Genomic DNA, 17,196 nt, shown 5'->3' on the forward strand with positions numbered 1-17,196 from the left:
ATGCCCATGTTCGCCCGCCCCTCCCCTACCCGCACCCTGTGCGACCGCCGCTCGGTGCTGCTCGGCTCGGTCGCGATCGCCGCGCTGGCTCCCGCCTGCCGCGCCCGTGCGGGGGCGGAGCGGTCGCCCGCCGCATCGGCGGCGGTGCGCCGCGTCACCGTCGCCGGGCCGGGCGCCCCGATCGAGATCGTCGACGACCGGCTGGGCGTGCCGCACATCCGCGCCGGCTCGATCCCCGACGCCTTTTTCGGGCAGGGCTATGTCGTCGCGCGCGACCGGCTGTTCCAGATCGATTTCGGCCACCGGCGCGAGATGGGGCGGATGGCGGAGGCGTTCGGCGCCGATTTCGCGCGCTATGACGCCAATGCGCTGCTGTTCCATTATCGGGGCGATCTGGATGCCGAACTGGCGCGCGTGCCGGCCGACGTGCTGGCCTGCGCGCGCGCCTATTGCGCCGGGATCAATGCACGCATCGATGAAGTGACCGCCGATCCGTCGCTGCTACCCGCGGAATATACGATCCTGAACGTGCGCCCGCTGCGCTGGGACGTGCGCGACCTGGTGCTGGCGCGCGGCGCGTCGATCGGCAATGTCGATGACGAGATCCGCCGCGCGCGGCTCGCCGCGCTGGGGCTGCTGGACCTGGACGCGGTCGTCGCGCCGCTGCGCCCGGCGCACGTCATGCGCATTCCCGCCGGGCTGGACGTCGCCGCGGTGTCCGAAGCGGACATGGGCGTCCTGAACCTCGGCGCGTTGCCGTTCGGGCCGGAAACCCCGGTGCGCGATCCCGCCGGCCCCGGATCGCCGCTGGAACGCGCCAACGCCGGCAGCAACGCCTGGACCGTCGCGCCGTCGCGCAGCGCCACCGGCCGCCCGATCCTGGCCAACGATCCGCATCTGGGCATCGGCGGCTTCGGCCCGCGCCATGTCGCGCACCTGACCGCACCGGGGCTGGACGTGATCGGCGGCGGCGCGCCCGGCCTGCCCGGCATCATGCAGGGGCATACCGACCGGTTCGCGTTCGGCCGCACCAATTTCCATATCGACCAGCAGGACCTGTTCGTCCTGGAACTCCACCCGGAGGACGCCGAACGCTATCGCCACGCCGGGGTCTGGAAACGCTTCGACAAGGTGGAAGTGGAGATCGCGGTGAAGGGCGCCGCGCCGCAATCCGCCACCCTGCGCTATGCGGCGCAGGGGCCGGTCATCAGCCACGATCCGGGCAAGCGCCGCGCGACCGTGCTGGGGTCGATCGGGATGCAGCCGGGCGGCAGCGGCGCCTTCTCGATGATCGCGATCAACCTGGCGAAGGACTGGGTATCGCTGAAACAGGCGTTCCGCCTGCACCCGTCGCCCACCAATTTCCATTATGCCGACACCGCCGGCAACACCGGCTGGCAGGTGATCGGCTTCGTGCCGCAGCGCAAGGCGGGGGACGGGCTGCTCCCGGTGCCGGGCGACGGCCGCTATGACTGGACGGGGTACAAGGATTTTCGCGCGCTGCCATCGGAATATAATCCGGCCAGGGGCTGGTTCGCCTCCGCCAACCAGAACAACCTGCCCGCCGACTGGCCGAAGGCTCGTGTCCCCGCCTATTCTTTCCGCGATCCCTACCGCTACGAACGGATTGCGCAGGTGCTGGCCGCGCAGCCCCGCCACACCCTGGCCGACAGCGTCGCGTTGCAGCACGACACCTTCTCCACCCCGGCGATGCAGTTCGTGGCGGCGCTGCCCGATGCGCCCTCCGCCGCGGCGAAGCCCGCCGCCACGATGCTGGCGGGCTGGAACCTGCGGCTCGACCGCGGCAGCGCGGCGGCGGCATTATACGAGATCGTGTGGCGTGACCTGTCGAAGCGCGTGCTCGCCGAACTGGTGCCCGATCGCGCGAAAGCGCTGGTGACCGATATCGCCCCGTCGATCCTCCTCGCCGAGGCGAAGAAGCGCCCCGCGCTGGTCGATGCCGCGCTGGCGTCGGGCTGGCAGGAGGCGCAGCGGTTGCTGGGCGCGCAGCCCGCCGCCTGGCGGTGGGACACGCTGCATCAGGTGCGGATCACCCACCCGCTGTCGCGCATCCCGGCGATCGCCGCGGCCTTCCCCCCCATCGAGGGGTCGGGGTCGGGCGGCGACAGCTATACCGTGATGGCGCGGTGGCTGGGCGACGGCCCGTCGTGGCGGACCGGCGGCGGCGCCAGCTATATCCAGGTGATCGATGTCGGGGGATGGGACAATTCGCTGATGCTCAACCTGCCGGGCCAGTCGAACGACCCGAAATCACCGCATTACCGCGATCAATATGCCCCGTGGATCGACGGACAGATGCAGCCGATGCCGTTCAGCCGCGCCGCCGTGGACGCACAGGCCACGACCCGCACGCTGCTGCAACCCGGCCAGCCCCGGCGATAGAGGACCAAGGATGACCCGTACCCCGCTGCTCGCGCTGATCGCGCTCCTCGCCGGCCCGGCGGTCGCGCAGAAGACGCGTCCTGTCGACGTCGTGATCCGCGGCGGGACGGTCTATACCGGCGCCGATGCTCCGCCGATCACCGGCGATGTGGAGATCGCCGGCCAGCGCATCGTCTATGTCGGCCGCTCGCGCGGGACGACCGCCAAGCAGGTGATCGACGCGCGCGGGCAGATCGTCGCCCCCGGCTTCATCGACGCGCATACCCATCCGGACAGCTACATCCGCTCCGCCGATGCGAAGGAGCGGCTCAACCTGCCGTGGCTGGCGCAGGGCGTGTCGACGATCGTGATCGGCGTCGACGGCTATGGCACGCCCGACATCGCCGCCGACGCGGCGAAGCTGGAGGCATCGCGGATCGGCACCAATGTCATCCCCTTCGTCGGTTTCGGCGCGGTGCGCGGGCGCGTCATCGGGCGCGACGACCGCGCGCCCACCCCCGCCGAGCTGGCGCAGGAAAAGGCACTGGTCGCCAAGGCGATGTGCGAGGGCGCGACCGGTTTTTCCACCGGATTGTTCTACCCCCCGCAAAGCTACGCCAAGACCGACGAGGTGATCGCCGTCGCGCGAGAGGCGGCGATCCGCGGCGGGATGTACGACACCCACCAGCGCGACGAATCGAACTACAATATCGGCCTGATCGCCTCCACGCAGGAAGCGATCCGGATCGGGCGCGAGGCGGGGATGCCGGTGCATTTCGCCCACCTCAAGGCGCTGGGCGTCGATGTGCAGGGCATGGCGCCGCAATTGATCGCGACGATCGACGCGGCGCGGCGCGCGGGGCAGGAAGTGACCGCCGATCAATATCCGTGGCTGGCGTCGGGAAGCAGCGTCGATGCCGCACTGCTCCCCGGCTGGGTGGTGGACGGCGGCTATGCGAAGATGATCGCGCGCTTCGACGATCCCGCGACGCTGGCGAAGATCAAGGTCGCGATGGCCGAAAACCTGCGCCGCCGCGGCGGCAAGGAATCGCTGTTGCTGACCGCGGCCGGACAGCCCTGGACCGGAAAGACGCTGGGGCAGATGGCGACGCAATGGGGTCTGGACCCGATCGACGCCGCGATCCGCATCCTGCGCGTTCCCAACAAGGACGGCACCGATCCGGCCGGCAGCGCGGTCGCCAGCTTCAACATGGCCGATCGCGACGTCGATCTCATCATGAAGCAGCCATGGGTCGTCACCAGTTCGGACGGGTCGAACGGCCACCCGCGGCAATGGGCGACCTTCCCGAAGAAGTACCAGACCTATGTGCGCGAACGGCACGTCATCTCGCTGGCCGATTTCATCCGCCGCTCCACCGGCGCCACCGCCGACATGTACCGGATCGCCGGGCGCGGCTATCTGCGCGCGGGCCATTACGCCGACGTCGTCGTGTTCGATCCGGTCCGCTACGCGCCGCGCGCCGATTACGTCCACCCGCGCGTCGCCAGCGTCGGGGTGACCGCGCTGTTCGTCAACGGCCGCCTCGCGCTGCGCGACGGCGCCACCACGGGCGAGGCGGCGGGCCGGGTGCTGCTGCGCCCCACGCCACCGGGGTGCCCGGCACGGTCCTGAGGGCCCCGCCTCAGCCGCGCTCCTCGAACTGGCGCAGGACGCGTACCGGCGCGAAGGGCGCGCGCCACAGGATCACGTGATAATGATCCGCGCCGTCCAGCCCGTCGGCGCTCAGCGTGCCCAGCCCGCCGAACTGCGCCCGCACGCGATACATGCCCGCGGGCACCGGCAGCAGGTCGACCGGACCGCCGGTGCATTCGTGGATCTCCAGCCGCCCCGACGGCAGGTCCAGGCTCGCCTCCGCGACATGGTCCCATACGCCAGGCGGATCGTCGGGCGGCGGGGCATCGGCGATCTCCACCGTCACCGGCACGCTCATGTCGCGCGCCGGCTGGATCACCACCACGAACGGCGCCGCCTTGATCCGGCGCGCGACGTCGGCGTCGTCGTAATCGGTCGGCGCGTCGGGTTTCTCGCCATGGTCCCACAGGTAGAACTGGTGATAATCGGCGAAGATCTCATAGCGTTTCTGCACCCGCTCACTTTAACGCCCCGCATCGCCGCGGTCGACCGCCGCCCGGCTCATAGCCCGACGTTATAGGGGCCGGTGCGAGCATGATTGGCGCCCCCGCCCGCGCCGCCCCTACCGTTCGGCTTCATGCTTATTCCTTCAGGTGGAACGATGATCCCCGGCCCCTACCTGCTCTATCTCGGCCATTCGGATGACGAGGTGGGCATCAAGACCTCGCGCGGGCTGGCCGCGTTCCGCCGCGACGATTGCGTCGGCGAATGGCGCCACGACGATTGCCCGCTGACGCTGGGGATGCCGCGGATGGACGTCGCCGCCGCGCGTGAGGCGGGGGCACGCACCCTGGTGCTGGGGATCGCCAATGCCGGCGGGCGGCTGGGCGACGACCTGATCGACGATGCGCTGCTGGCGATCGCCGCGGGGATGAACGTCGCGTCCGGGCTGCACCAGCGGCTGCGCGACGAACCGCGGCTGGTCGCCGCGGCCGATGCGGTCGGCGTGTCGCTGTTCGACGTGCGCGACGCGCCCGCGCACCTGCCGGTCGGCAACGGCCGGCGGCGTGCGGGCAAGCGCCTGCTGACCGTCGGCACCGATTGTTCGGTGGGCAAGATGTACGCGACCTTGTGCCTGCGCGACGCGATGCGCGCGCGCGGGGTCACCGCCCATTTCCGCGCCACCGGGCAGACCGGCATCCTGATCGCGGGCGACGGCGTGCCGCTCGACGCGGTGGTGGCCGATTTCATCGCCGGCGCGATCGAGGTGCTGGCCCCGGCGCGTGACGACGACGGCTGGGACCTGATCGAGGGGCAGGGATCGCTGTTCCACCCCAGTTTCGCGGGCGTGTCCACCGGGCTGCTGCACGGCGCGCAGCCCGCCGCGATCGTGCTGTGCCACGATCCGATGCGCGCGCACATGCGCGGCCTGCCGCACTACCAGCTGCCCGATCTGGCCACCTGTCTGGAGGCGAACCTGCAGGTCGCGCGGCTGACCAGCCCCGACGTGCAGGCGACCGGTATCGCGCTCAACACCGTCAAGCTGGACGAGGATGCAGCGCGGCGGCTGTGCGCCGATACCGCGCAGGCGCTCGGCCTGCCGTGCACCGACCCGTATCGCTTCGGCGCCGACCCGATCGTCGACTGGACCCTGACATGCTTCGCACCTGCCGCGCCCGCCATGACCGCTTCGCGCTGAACACGCCGTTCCGCATCTCGCGCGGGGTGAAGACCGCCGCCGATGTCGTGACCGTCACCGTCGAGGGCGGCGGCCATGTCGGTCGCGGCGAGGGCGTTCCGTATCCGCGCTATGGCGAGACGATCGACGATGCGCTGGCGCAGATCGCGGCGGTGGCGCCGCTGATCGCCGACGGCGCGGGCTGCGCCGATCTGGACGCCGCGATGCCGGCCGGCGCCGCGCGCAACGCGGTCGACGCGGCGCTGTGGGACTGGGAGGCGCGCGCCGCCGACAGCACCGTCGCCGCGCTCGCCGGCATCGCCCCCGCCGCGCCGGTCGCCTCCGCGATCACCATCGCGATCGACACGCCCGATGCGATGGCCGCCGCCGCCGCGCGCCACGCCCACGTCCCGCTGCTGAAGGTGAAGGTCAACCGCGAGGATGCGCTGGCGCAGATCGCCGCGGTGCGCGCCGCTGCTCCCGCCCCGCGGCTGATCGTCGATCCGAACGAAAGCTGGTCCATCGCCGAGGTGCTGGTGTGGCAGGACATGCTGCTGGACCAGCGCGTCGACTTGCTCGAACAGCCGCTGCCCGCCGGGGAGGACGGGGCGCTCGCCGACATCACCTCGCCGATCGCGATCTGCGCCGACGAATCGCTCCATACCCGCGCCGATCTCGACGCGCTGCGCGGCCGCTACACGCACGTGAACGTGAAGCTCGACAAGACCGGCGGCTTGACCGAGGCGCTAGCGCTGGCCGATGCAGCCGTGAACAGGGGGTTCGGGCTGATGGTGGGGTGCATGGTCTGTTCGTCGCTGGGCATTGCGCCCGCGCTGCTGCTGGCGGGCCGCGCGGCGTTCGTCGATCTCGACGGCCCGCTGTGGCTGTCGCACGACCGCGACGGCGGCGTCACCGATCGCGACGGCATCCTCCACCCGCCCGCCGCCGGTTTGTGGGGCGCGGCGGCATGACGCGATGACGCGCCGCTGGTTCGCGATCCCGCTGTGGCAGCGCGTCGTCGGCGGGCTGCTGGTCGGCATCCTGATCGGGACGCTGTGGCCGGAGGGCGCGGCCGCGATCAGGCTGGTCGGCGACCTGTTCGTCCGTCTCATCAAGATGCTGGTGGTGCCGGTCGTCCTCATCACCATCGCCGCCGGGATCGCCGGACTGGGCGATCCGCGCCGGCTGGGGCCGATCGGCGGGCGCACCGTCGGGTTGTTCGCGCTGACCACGCTGATCGCGGTGTCGATCGGCATGGCGACCGGGCTACTGCTGCGCCCCGGGGAGGGGATCGCGCTGGCCGGGGTCGCGCCGCACGTGCTGGGCACGCCCGTGACCCCCGCCGACCAATTGCTGTCGATCGTCCCCGCCAACATCGTCGAGGCGCTGTCGAAGGGCGACATGCTGGCGATCATCTTCGTCGCGGTGCTGCTCGGCATCGGCAGCGTCATGGCGGGCGAGGCGGGCAGGCCGGTCGTCGCTTTGCTCCAGGGGCTGGCCGCGGTGCTGCTGCATATCGTGCGGATCGTCATGGAGGTGACGCCGTTCGGCGTCGCCGCGCTGATCGCCAATGCGGTGGCGACCGGCGGCACCGCGGTGTTCGTCCATGTCGGCTGGCTGGCGCTGGGCGTCGTCCTCGCCTCGCTGTTCCAGATGCTGGTCGTCCACGCCGGTCTGCTCGCCTTCGTTGCGCGCGTGCCGGTACCGCGCTTCTTCCGCGGGATCGTCGATGCGCTGGCGGTCGCCTTCTCCACCGCGTCGTCGTCGGCGACGCTGCCGGTCGCGCTGCGCGTGGCGCAGGACAACCTCGGCATCGCGCGCCCGATCGCCTCCACCGTCCTGCCGCTGGGCGCGTCGATCGGGAAGGACGGGACCGCGATGTACGTCGGGCTGCTCGGCCAGTTCGCGCTCCAGGCGCTCGGCATCGTCCCCGATGCTGGGATGCTGGCGATCATGCTGGCGACGGGCGCGCTCGCCGCGTTCGGGACCGCGCCCGTCCCGTCCGCCTCGCTGTTCATGCTCGCCGCGATGCTCTCCGCGGTGGGGGTGTCGCCCGAACAGACCGCGCTGGTCGTCGGCCTGGTCCTACCGTTCGACCGGCTGCTCGACATGACCCGCACCGTCCCGTCGGCGTCGGCGAACCTGACGGTGGCGACGCTGGTGGCGCGCGGCGAAGGCGCGCTGGACGATGCGCGGCTGCGCGGGCGCGTGGCGGCGTGACACCGATGGCGCTACACCCCGCGCCATGAACCTGCGCCATATCGAAATCTTCCACGCCGTCTACGTCAACGGCTCGGTCAGCGCCGCGGCGCGCGCGCTCAACGTCTCGCAACCCTCGGTGTCGAAGACGCTGCGCCATGCCGAGAGCCTCCTGGGGTTCGAGCTGTTCCAGCGCACCAACGGCCGCCTCGTCCCCACCGAGGATGCGCATGCGCTGTTTTCCGGCGTGGCGGAGATTCAGGACCGCGTGCGCGCGCTGCGCGAGGCGGGACGCAACCTGCGCGCCGGCGCGGGCGCGACGCTGCGCATCTCGGCGCTGCCCAGCCTGGCGCTGGGCGTCATCCCCGCGGCGGTCGCACGCTTCCTGAAGCAGCGCCCCGACGTCCGCTTCGACCTGCAGACCGTCCACCACGACGACCTGTTGCGCAAACTATACGAGCGCGAGGCCGATATCGCGATCGCCAACGAGGTGCCGCGCGGCGCCCCCCTCGGCCAGAGCTGGCTGGGCGAGGGCGAACTGGTCGTCCTCTACCGCGAACAGGATATTCCCGACGCGCCCGCCCGGCTGGAACTGGCGCAGATCACCGGCCACCCGTTCATCACGCTCGCCGCCTCCGGCCCGATCGGGCGGCTGTTCACCGACGAGCTGGAGCGGCTCGGGGTCGAATTCGACGAGGTCGCCTCGGCGCGCACCTTCTACATCGCCGCCGCGCTGGTGCGGGCGGGCGTCGGGTTGACGATCGTCGACAATTTTACCGCCGACGCGACGCGCGGCGACGGGCTGGCGGTACGCTCGCTCAAGCCCCCGCTGACCTTCGACGTCCACGCCATCCACTTGCTCGACCGTCCACCCAGTGCGCTCGCCGCCGAATTCCTGTCGGTGCTGGGCGACGTCATCGAAGGCCGCTGAATGCGCTATCCACTCGCGATCCTGCTGCTCCTCGCCGCGCCCGCCGCGTCCGCCGAACCCGTCGAACAGGCGCTCGCCACCGCGCCGGCCGGCACGCGCATCGGGCTGCTGGTGGTGGACGAGGACGGGCGCGAGGTGGTGGCGATCCGCGCCGACGAACGCTTCGTCCCGGCCTCCAATACCAAGCTGTTCACCACCGCCGCCGCCTTCGCCAATCTCGATACCGCCGCGCCCGATGCCGCGGGCGGCGCCAGCGTCCGGCTCGACGGGGGCGACGTGATCCTGTCGGGGCATGGCGACGCCCGGCTGTCGGCGGCGGCGGACTGTACCGCGGACTGCCTGTCCGAACTGGCGCGCGCGGTGGCTGCGCGGAGGCGCACGGTGCGCGACGTGATCGGCGACGACACCTTCCTGCCCGACGAGCGCTGGCCGGCGGGGATGAGCTGGAACAACATGGCCGGGCGCCACGGCACCGCCATCTCCGCGCTGACGATCGACGACAATGTCGTCACGCTCACCGTCACGCCGGGCGCGGCGGGGGCGCCCGCGGCGGTGGCGGGCGACGGTTACTTCCGCATCGACAACCGCATCCTGACCGCCCCGGCCGGCACTCCCGCCGATCTGGGCTTCGCGCGCGAGCCGGGCAGCGACCTGTTGCGGCTCACCGGGACGATACCGGCGGGCGGCGCGGCGCAGACCGTCACCGTGGGGCTGGACGATCCCGCGCACCGCGCCGCCTGGCTGCTGGCGCGGCAATTGCGCGACGCCGGGGTGCGCGTCACCGGGCGCATCGCGGTGCGCCACCGCGCGATCACCCCCGCCGACGATCCCGCGAAGCGCGGCGGCGCGCCGGTCGCGCGCGCGCCCGAACCCGCGCCGCTCGCCCGCCTCACCCCGCCACCGCTCGCCGAGGACATCCGCCACACCAACAAGGTCAGCCAGAATCTGCACGCCGACCTGCTGCTGCGCCGCGTCGGGGCGGTCAGCGGCAGCGGATCGGTCGCCGACGGGCAGGCGCGCGTCGACGCGATGCTCGCCGCCGCGGGCGTGCCGCGCGACGGTTACGACTTTGCCGACGGATCGGGGATGTCGAACTACAACCGCATCACCCCGCGCACCGCCGTCCGCCTGTTGCGCTGGGCGCAGGCGCAGCCGTGGGGCGCGGCGTGGCGCGCGACGCTGCCGGTCGGCGGACAGGACGGGACGCTCGCGCGGCGCTTCGCCGGCACCGCACTGGCAGGCAAGCTGTTCGCCAAGACGGGCACGCTCAACGCCGCCAACGCGCTGTCGGGCTATCTGGTGACGGCGTCGGGACGCACCTACGCCTTCTCCGCGCTGGCGAACGACATGCCGCAGGATGCCAGCGCCACCCGCGCGGTCGATCGCGCGCTGCTGGCAGTGGCGGCGGCGCACTGAAGCTGAACGAAGGTCGCGCGGCTGCGACATGCCGCGACACTTTTGCCGGCATGTTGCGAAACATCCGCGACGCCCGCCGCCTATCTCTGTTCCCGGGCCGGGGTTTCCCCGGTCACGCGTTATAGGGAGTAACCACCATGAACCGTTTCCAGACGCTGATCGCGGGCCTCGGCCTTGTCGCCGTCGCGCTGCCCGCCGCCGCTTCGGCCGCCCCGTGGCAGTCGATCAATGCGCGCCAAGCGCGGCTCGACATGCGGATCGACCAGGGCATCCGCTCCGGCGCGCTGACGCGGGGCGAGGCGATGCGGCTGCGCGGCGAGTTCCGCCAGATCACCGCGCTCGAATATCGCTATCGCCGCTCGGGCGGGCTGTCGGCGGGTGAGCGCCGCGATCTCGACCGCCGCTTCGATGCGCTGAGCGCGCGCATCCGCTTCGACAAGCACGATCGAAACGACCGGCGCCATTATCGCTGATCGCGTGCGGCCCCGCCCGGTGACGGCGGGGCCGCACTGCAACTTATGGCAACAACGAACATTCCAGCCTGATCCATGACAGGAGGGATGCGATGAAGATGGCGTTGGTGGCGGCAATGGGCGCCGCGGTGATGGTGTCCGGCTGCTCGACCTATGGCGACGGCTATGGCCCGCGCAGTGCCGGCTACAATGGCTGGGGCGCGTATGACTATAACCGCGTCGATCCGGCCTATGGCGGCTATTATGCCGATCGTTACTATCGCGACGCGCCCAATTATCGCGAGCGCCGCCTGTCGCGCCGCGACCGCATCTATGCCGGCCAGGACGGGCGCTACTACTGCCGCCGCGACGATGGTACGACCGGGCTGATCGTCGGCGGGATCGCCGGCGGCGCGCTGGGCGCGGCGATCGCGCCGGGCGGGTCGGGCGTGCTGGGCGCGCTGATCGGCGGTGCCGCCGGTGCGGCGGTCGGCCAGTCGGTGGACCGCGGCCAGGTGCGCTGCCGCTGATGCGACGGATGGGGCCGGGTCGGCCCGGCCCCTATGTCGCCGGGATCAGCGCGTCGTCGATGGCCCGCGCTCGTGCCAGCGCCGGACGCGCCTCGACCCGTTCCAGATAGGCCGCGAACGCCGGGCGCTGGTCAAGCAGCCCGAACTGCGTGAACCATCCGACCGCGCTGCCGACATACACGTCCGCCGCGGTGAACCGGTCCCCGGCGATATAGTCGCTTTCCGACACCGCCGCCTCCAACGCGTCCACCGCCTTGGCGAAGGTCGCGTACCCGACCATCCCCTCGCGCTCCGGCGGCACCGTCACCCCCAGCACCTTGTCCACCATCGCAGCCTCCAGTGGGCCAGCGGTGAAGAACATCCAGCGCAAGTAGCGCGCACGTTCCGCCGCGGTGGGCGCCAGCCCCGCTTGCGGGAGAGCCTCCGCCAGATAGGCGCAGATCGCCGCCGCCTCGCTCACCACTGCCCCGTCATGGACGATCGTCGGTACTTTCCCCAGCGGATTGACCTCCAGCAGTGCCGGCGGCTTGCCGGCCCAGTCGACCAGCACCGTCTCATACGGCTCCGCCACTTCCTCCAGCATCCATCGCACGATCCGCCCGCGCGACATCGGGTTGGTGTAGAACGTCAGTGCCATATCGTCCTCCCCTGCCTCAGCGATCGAGATGCTTGTGCAGGAACGCGATCGTGCGTCCCCACGCCAGATCCGCCGCCGCCTTGTCATAACGCTCCGCCGAGGTGTCGTTGTTGAACGCATGGTCGACACCGGGATAGGTGTACGCCTCCACCGGCTTGCGCGCCGCCTTCAGCGCCGCCACCCACGGCGCGCCGGTCTGCGCGACGCGCGCGTCCTTGCCCGCGTAATGCAGCATCAGCGGCACGGTCAGCTTCGCGGCTTCCGACGGCGCCGGCGCGGGACCGTAATAGCTGACCGCCGCCGATAGCACCGGCCCCGCCACCAGCGCGACACGGTTGGTGAGCGCCCCGCCCCAGCAGAAACCGATGACGCCCACCCGCGCGCGGGGCGCGGCGGCGGCGTAGTGGCGCGCCAGTCCCACCGTTTCGGCGACGACGCGCTCCAGATCCGCCGCGGCGATTAGCGCGCGGGCGCGATCCTCATCGGCCGGCGTGCCGCCCTGGTCGGTCAGCAGGTCGGGCGCAATGGCGACGAACCCGGCCAGCGCGACGCGCCGCGCGACATCCTCGATATGCGCATTCAGCCCGCGGTTTTCATGGAGGACGATCACCGTGCCACGCGGCCGCGCGCCGCGTGGCGCCGCGACATAGCCTTTCAGCGTCCCCTGGCCGTCGGGCAGCGTCGCGTGCGCATCGATCTGCAATCGCGCGTCGTCGGCGGGCACGATCGCCGCTGCCGCGGGGGTCGCGGCGATCCCCAGAATCAGCGCCTCCGCCGCCGCCGCCGATCCGGCCAGCGCGGTCATCTGGCGCAGCAGGGTGCGCCGGTCGCGATGGTCATGGGTATAGGCGTCGTACAGTCGCACCGCGTCGTCGCGCAGCGCGGGGTCGAAATCCGTCATGGCCGCTCCCGAATCGCCCCCCGGCGATCGCGAGGCTAGAGCGGCGCGCGCGCCGGCGAAAGCGGGGTCAGGCCTTTTCCAGCGTGCATTGCAGCGGATGCTGGTTGGCGCGGGCGAAATCCATCACCTGCGTCACCTTCGTCTCGGCCACTTCATAGCTGAACACGCCGCACACCCCGACGCCCTTCTGGTGGACGTGCAGCATCACGCGCGTCGCTTCCTCCACGTTCATGCGGAAGAAGCGCTGCAGGCAGAGGACCACGAATTCCATCGGCGTATAATCGTCGTTCAGCATCAGGACGCGATAGGGCGTCGGCTTCTTGGTGCGCGTGCGGGTGCGCGTGGCGATGCCGACACCGGTGCCCTCGCCATCGGCGTCGTCATTCTGGCCCGCGGCCATCGATGGGGGATATTGCTGCATGGACACGCGGCAAAATATGGCACGCGCGCGCCTTAGGGCAACCCCCCGCGGCACCGATCGCGCGCGTCCGCGCAGCGGCACCGCCTGACGGTCGACACGAAAAAGGGCGCCCGCAACGCGGACGCCCCCTTTCAGCGTCATCCGGGCCGCCGCCGGACGGGCCGGCGGCCAGCGACCGTCGATCAGGCCGCGACCTTGATCTTGTCGGCGGCCAGCGCGACGCGGTTCTGGATCGGCGCGGCGACCTCGCCGGCCAGCTTCAGCGTCGCTTCGGTCGAGCGCGACGCCTCGGCGACCATCGCGTCGAACGCGCCGCGCAGGTAATCGGCCTGGAGCTGGAACAGCTCGGTCGGCGACTTGACGGTCGCGACGGCGTTCACGACCTGCGCCGTGCTGTCGTAGCGCGCGCGGAAGAATGCGGCCGCGTCCTGGCCCATCGTCTCCAGCCCCTTGGCCGCGATGCGCGACGATTCCAGCAGCGCCTCGACGTTGCCCTTGCTGAATTCCGCCATTTCCTCGGCGGCCTTCTTGCTCTTTTCCATCGCGGACTTGGTCTGCTCGCCGGCCTGGCCGAAGAGGTTCTTGGCCTGGTCCTGCGCCTTTTCGGCAAACGCCTTGACGGTCTCGTTCATGGTCTGGTCCTTCGCTGCGATCTGGGGAACGGTCTGGGGTATGGAGGGCATGGTGGCCGGCGCTTCCTCGACAGGAAGGACGGACGGCGCGACCGCCGCGACCACCGACGTCACCGCGGAACGGGCGCGACGGGGACGTGCCGGCTTCGCCACCGATGCGACGCGCGCGCTTCGATCCTTGTCCGACATGCACCTGCTCCTGTCATTTGCTGCGGCGCACAATAAGCCTTTTCAGCTGTTTTGACAAGCCCGTTGTGCGCCGCACCATAATGTCACGGCTGGCGCACGTACGTCCCCGGCGCATCCTCCAGCGCGGCCAGCTTCCCCTTGCCGGGGATGCGCGTGCCCTTCGCCTTGACCGTGTCGGGCGCCTGCGCGGTCAGCCAGGCGATCCAGTCCGGCCACCAGCTGCCCGCCGTCTCCGCCGCCCCGGTGACGAACTCATCCAGCGTCGCGGCGGGCGCTTCGCTGGTCCAGTAGCGGTATTTCCGCGCCGCCGGCGGGTTGACCACCCCGGCGATATGCCCCGACGCCGCCAGCACGAACCGCACCGGCCCACGGACGTGGCGGGTGATCTCCCACACGCTGGCGGGCGGCGCGATATGATCCTCGCGCCCGGCCTGGATATAGCAGGGCGTCTCGATCCGCGTCAGGTCGATCGGCTCACCCAGCACCGACAGGCTGCCCGGCTCGACCAGCCGGTTGTCGCGGTACAGATCGGTCAGGTACGACAGATGCCATTTCGCCGGCAGGTTGGTCGTGTCGCCGTTCCAGTGGAGCAGGTCGAACGGCGCGTAATCCTTCCCCAGCAGGTAATTGTTGGTGACGTAGTTCCAGATCAGGTCGCGCCCGCGCAGCAGGTTGAACGTCGCGGCCATGAACCGTCCGTCCAGGAAGCCGTCGGGGCTCAGCTGCGCGATCATCGCCAGTTGTTCGTCGGTGACGAAGTTCATCAGGTCGCCGGCCTGCGCGAAATCGACCTGCGCGGTGAAGAAGGTCGCGCTCGCCACCTTGTGCGCCTCGCCGCGTGCCGCCAGCAGCGCCAGCGTCGCCGCCAGCGTCGTGCCCGCCACGCAATAGCCGATCGTGTGCACCGCCGGCACGTCCAGCGCGGCGCGGATCGTGTCGATCGCATCGATCTGCGCCGCGACATAATCGTCCCACGACACATCGACCATGGTGGCATCGGCGGACTTCCACGATACCATGAATACGCTGACGCCCTGTTCCACCGCCCAGCGGATGAAGCTTTTCTCCGCGGTCAGGTCGAGGATGTAGAAGCGGTTGATCCACGGCGGGAAGATCACCAGCGGCGTCGCCAGCACCCGCTCGGTCGTGGGCGCGTAATGGATCAGCTCGTACAGCGGCGTGCGCTTCACCACCTTGCCCGGCGTCGTCGCCAGGTTGCGCCCCAGTTCGAAGGCATCCGCGGCGGTGTGCGTCAGCTGCCCGCGCGCCATGTCGGACAGCATGTGCTGCAACCCGGCGATCAGGTTTTCGCCGCGCGTCTCGATCGTTCTGGCGATCACCTCGGGATTGGTCAGCGCGAAGTTCGACGGACTCAGCGCATCGATCATGCCGCGCGTCGCGAAGCGCAACTGCTCGCGCTGGCGCGCGTCCAGCCCGTCGACCGCATCGACCCCGCGCAGCAGGTGGTCGGCGATCAGCGCATAGCTCTGCCGGATCCAGTCGAACATCGGGTTGGCGCGCCACGCCTCCGCCGAAAAGCGCCGGTCCTTTTCCGCCGGGCGCTCCGCCGCCGCCGCGCCGGGAGTGGCAAACCGCTGCCACAGGCCCAGATAATCGGTCCAGAAATCGCGCGCCTGCGCCGCGATCGCCTCGCCATCGGCGATCGGCAGCCCGGCCTCCAGCATCAGTTGCTGCGCGCGGCCCAGCATCCAGGTCCAGTGCTGCATGTCCGCTAACGTCGGGATCGGCGGGACGGGCGGCTGCTGCTTGGGGTCGGTCACGGGCGGGCCTCCTCTCCTTCCCCCCGGTGTAGACCAGCGGCGCGCGCCCGCCACCGTTTTTCTTCGCGTGGCGCGACGCAATGGCGTTATAGCGGACGCTCCAAAGGAGTAAGATCGTGTCCGACGAATTCTACCGCATGAAACGCTTGCCCCCGTACGTCATCGCCGAAGTCAATGCGATGCGGGCAGCGGCGCGTGCGGGGGGTGAGGACATCATCGACCTGGGCATGGGCAATCCGGACCTGCCGCCGCCCGACCATGTCATCGACAAGCTGGTGGAGGTCGCGCGCAAGCCCGACGCGCACGGCTATTCCCAGTCGAAGGGGATACCGGGGCTGCGCCGCGCGCAGGCGAACTATTACGCGCGCCGCTTCGGCGTCGACGTCGATCCCGAAAACGAGGTGGTCGTCACCATGGGGTCGAAGGAGGGGCTGGCCAGCCTCGCCACCGCGATCACCGCGCCGGGCGACGTCGTGCTGGCGCCCAACCCCAGCTACCCGATCCACACTTTCGGCTTCATCATCGCCGGCGCGACGATCCGCGCGGTGCCGACCACGCCGGACGAACATTATTTCGAAAGCCTCGACCGCGCGATGGCGTTCACCGTCCCGCGCCCCAGCGTGCTGGTGGTCAACTATCCGTCGAACCCGACCGCCGAATCGGTCGATCTGGCCTTCTACGAACGGCTGGTCGCCTGGGCGCGCGAGAACAAGGTGTGGATCATCTCCGACCTTGCCTATTCGGAGCTCTACTATGACGGAAACCCGACTCCCTCGATCCTGCAGGTGAAGGGCGCGAAGGACGTCGCGGTCGAATTCACCTCGCTCAGCAAGACCTATTCGATGGCCGGCTGGCGGATCGGCTTCGCGGTCGGCAACCGCACGCTGATCGCCGCCATGTCGCGTGTGAAATCCTATCTCGACTATGGTGCGTTCACCCCGATCCAGGCCGCCGCCTGCGCCGCGCTCAACGGCCCGCAGGACATCGTCGAGAAGAACCGACAGCTGTATCACAAGCGTCGCGACGTGCTGGTGGAAAGCTTCGCGCGCGCCGGCTGGGACATTCCCTCGCCGCGCGCCTCGATGTTTGCCTGGGCGCCGCTGCCGCCGGCGCTCCAGCATCTCGGCTCGCTCGAATTCTCCAAGCAACTGCTCACCCAGGCGAAGGTCGCGGTCGCGCCCGGCGTCGGCTATGGCGAGAATGGCGAGGGCTTCGTGCGCATTGCGATGGTGGAAAACGAACAGCGCCTGCGCCAGGCCGCGCGCAACGTGAAACGCTATCTGCAGAGCATGGGCGTCAACACACCGGGCAAGGCGACGGGCTGACGCCCTGTCGTCCCCCTCGCGTCATCCCAGCGGAAGCCGGGATCTTTTGCGATCGGTAACGCGCCACCGCAAAAGACCCCAGCCTGCGCCGGGGCGACGCTTATCCCGCGATCACTTGCCCCCGCCCC

The 17,196-nt window shown here is 70.4% G+C and carries 17 protein-coding genes; 11 read left to right on the top strand and 6 right to left on the bottom strand.

What is annotated here, in order from left to right; translation table 11 throughout:
• Both COA17_RS07025 and COA17_RS07030 read left to right on the top strand, forming a co-directional pair.
• Positions 1–2,403 (top strand): penicillin acylase family protein, encoded by a 2,403-nt coding sequence (locus COA17_RS07025; protein WP_245857515.1) that lies wholly within the window; start codon positions 1–3, stop codon positions 2,401–2,403.
• Positions 2,404–2,413: 10 nt separating this feature from the next.
• Entirely contained in the window at positions 2,414–4,015 is a 1,602-nt protein-coding gene (locus tag COA17_RS07030) for an N-acyl-D-amino-acid deacylase family protein (protein WP_096611212.1), read from the top strand.
• Positions 4,016–4,025: 10 nt separating this feature from the next.
• On the opposite strand, the gene COA17_RS07035 is transcribed toward COA17_RS07030, so the two are convergent.
• Positions 4,026–4,490, bottom strand: a complete 465-nt coding sequence (locus COA17_RS07035) for a hypothetical protein (RefSeq protein WP_096611214.1) — start codon at positions 4,488–4,490, stop codon at positions 4,026–4,028.
• Between the two features lie 147 nt (positions 4,491–4,637).
• Between COA17_RS07035 and dgcN the strand changes: the two genes are divergently transcribed.
• The 7 genes from dgcN to COA17_RS07070 all read left to right on the top strand — a co-directional run bounded on the left by dgcN (position 4,638) and on the right by COA17_RS07070 (position 11,182).
• Entirely contained in the window at positions 4,638–5,675 is a 1,038-nt protein-coding gene (gene dgcN / locus COA17_RS07040; RefSeq protein WP_096611216.1) for an N-acetyltransferase DgcN, read from the top strand.
• Entirely contained in the window at positions 5,633–6,625 is a 993-nt protein-coding gene (dgcA, locus tag COA17_RS07045) for an N-acetyl-D-Glu racemase DgcA (RefSeq protein ID WP_096611218.1), read from the top strand. Before dgcN ends, dgcA begins: the two co-directional genes overlap by 43 nt.
• 4 nt (positions 6,626–6,629) lie before the next feature.
• Entirely contained in the window at positions 6,630–7,874 is a 1,245-nt protein-coding gene (locus tag COA17_RS07050; RefSeq protein ID WP_096611220.1) for a dicarboxylate/amino acid:cation symporter, read from the top strand.
• 25 nt (positions 7,875–7,899) lie between these two features.
• Entirely contained in the window at positions 7,900–8,784 is an 885-nt protein-coding gene (locus tag COA17_RS07055) for a LysR family transcriptional regulator (protein ID WP_066490135.1), read from the top strand.
• Positions 8,785–10,200, top strand: a complete 1,416-nt coding sequence (gene dacB / locus COA17_RS07060; RefSeq protein ID WP_096611221.1) for a D-alanyl-D-alanine carboxypeptidase/D-alanyl-D-alanine endopeptidase — start codon at positions 8,785–8,787, stop codon at positions 10,198–10,200.
• A gap of 137 nt (positions 10,201–10,337) precedes the next feature.
• Positions 10,338–10,673 (top strand): hypothetical protein, encoded by a 336-nt coding sequence (locus COA17_RS07065; protein WP_066486847.1) that lies wholly within the window; start codon positions 10,338–10,340, stop codon positions 10,671–10,673.
• Between the two features lie 92 nt (positions 10,674–10,765).
• Positions 10,766–11,182 carry a hypothetical protein gene (locus COA17_RS07070; protein ID WP_176484827.1) on the top strand — a complete coding sequence of 139 codons (417 nt, stop codon included), beginning with the start codon at positions 10,766–10,768 and terminating at the stop codon, positions 11,180–11,182.
• A 31-nt stretch (positions 11,183–11,213) separates the two neighbouring features.
• Here COA17_RS07070 and COA17_RS07075 read toward each other — a convergent pair whose 3' ends face one another.
• From COA17_RS07075 to COA17_RS07090, 4 genes are all read right to left on the bottom strand, one after another.
• Positions 11,214–11,819 (bottom strand): glutathione S-transferase family protein, encoded by a 606-nt coding sequence (locus COA17_RS07075; protein ID WP_096611223.1) that lies wholly within the window; start codon positions 11,817–11,819, stop codon positions 11,214–11,216.
• Between the two features lie 16 nt (positions 11,820–11,835).
• On the bottom strand, positions 11,836–12,720 hold the full coding sequence (locus COA17_RS07080; RefSeq protein ID WP_096611225.1) for a dienelactone hydrolase family protein: 885 nt from the start codon (positions 12,718–12,720) through the stop codon (positions 11,836–11,838).
• 67 nt (positions 12,721–12,787) lie between these two features.
• Positions 12,788–13,141, bottom strand: a complete 354-nt coding sequence (clpS, locus tag COA17_RS07085; protein WP_420542547.1) for an ATP-dependent Clp protease adapter ClpS — start codon at positions 13,139–13,141, stop codon at positions 12,788–12,790.
• Between the two features lie 182 nt (positions 13,142–13,323).
• On the bottom strand, positions 13,324–13,773 hold the full coding sequence (locus COA17_RS07090) for a phasin family protein (protein ID WP_176484828.1): 450 nt from the start codon (positions 13,771–13,773) through the stop codon (positions 13,324–13,326).
• On the opposite strand from COA17_RS07090, the gene COA17_RS19315 reads away from it, so the two are divergent.
• Positions 13,757–14,017, top strand: a complete 261-nt coding sequence (locus tag COA17_RS19315; protein ID WP_176484829.1) for a hypothetical protein — start codon at positions 13,757–13,759, stop codon at positions 14,015–14,017. The two genes, COA17_RS07090 and COA17_RS19315, sit on opposite strands and share 17 nt — an antisense overlap.
• A gap of 28 nt (positions 14,018–14,045) precedes the next feature.
• Here COA17_RS19315 and COA17_RS07095 read toward each other — a convergent pair whose 3' ends face one another.
• Positions 14,046–15,689, bottom strand: coding sequence for a PHA/PHB synthase family protein (locus tag COA17_RS07095; protein ID WP_096611229.1), 1,644 nt, complete (start codon positions 15,687–15,689; stop codon positions 14,046–14,048).
• A 170-nt stretch (positions 15,690–15,859) separates the two neighbouring features.
• On the opposite strand from COA17_RS07095, the gene COA17_RS07100 reads away from it, so the two are divergent.
• Complete coding sequence (locus COA17_RS07100) at positions 15,860–17,068, top strand: LL-diaminopimelate aminotransferase (protein WP_066486829.1); 1,209 nt, start codon at positions 15,860–15,862, stop codon at positions 17,066–17,068.
• Positions 17,069–17,196: the final 128 nt, after the last annotated feature.

This window comes from Sphingomonas ginsenosidimutans, from assembly GCF_002374835.1.
In the GTDB taxonomy this organism is placed as follows: Bacteria; Pseudomonadota; Alphaproteobacteria; order Sphingomonadales; family Sphingomonadaceae; genus Sphingomonas; species Sphingomonas ginsenosidimutans.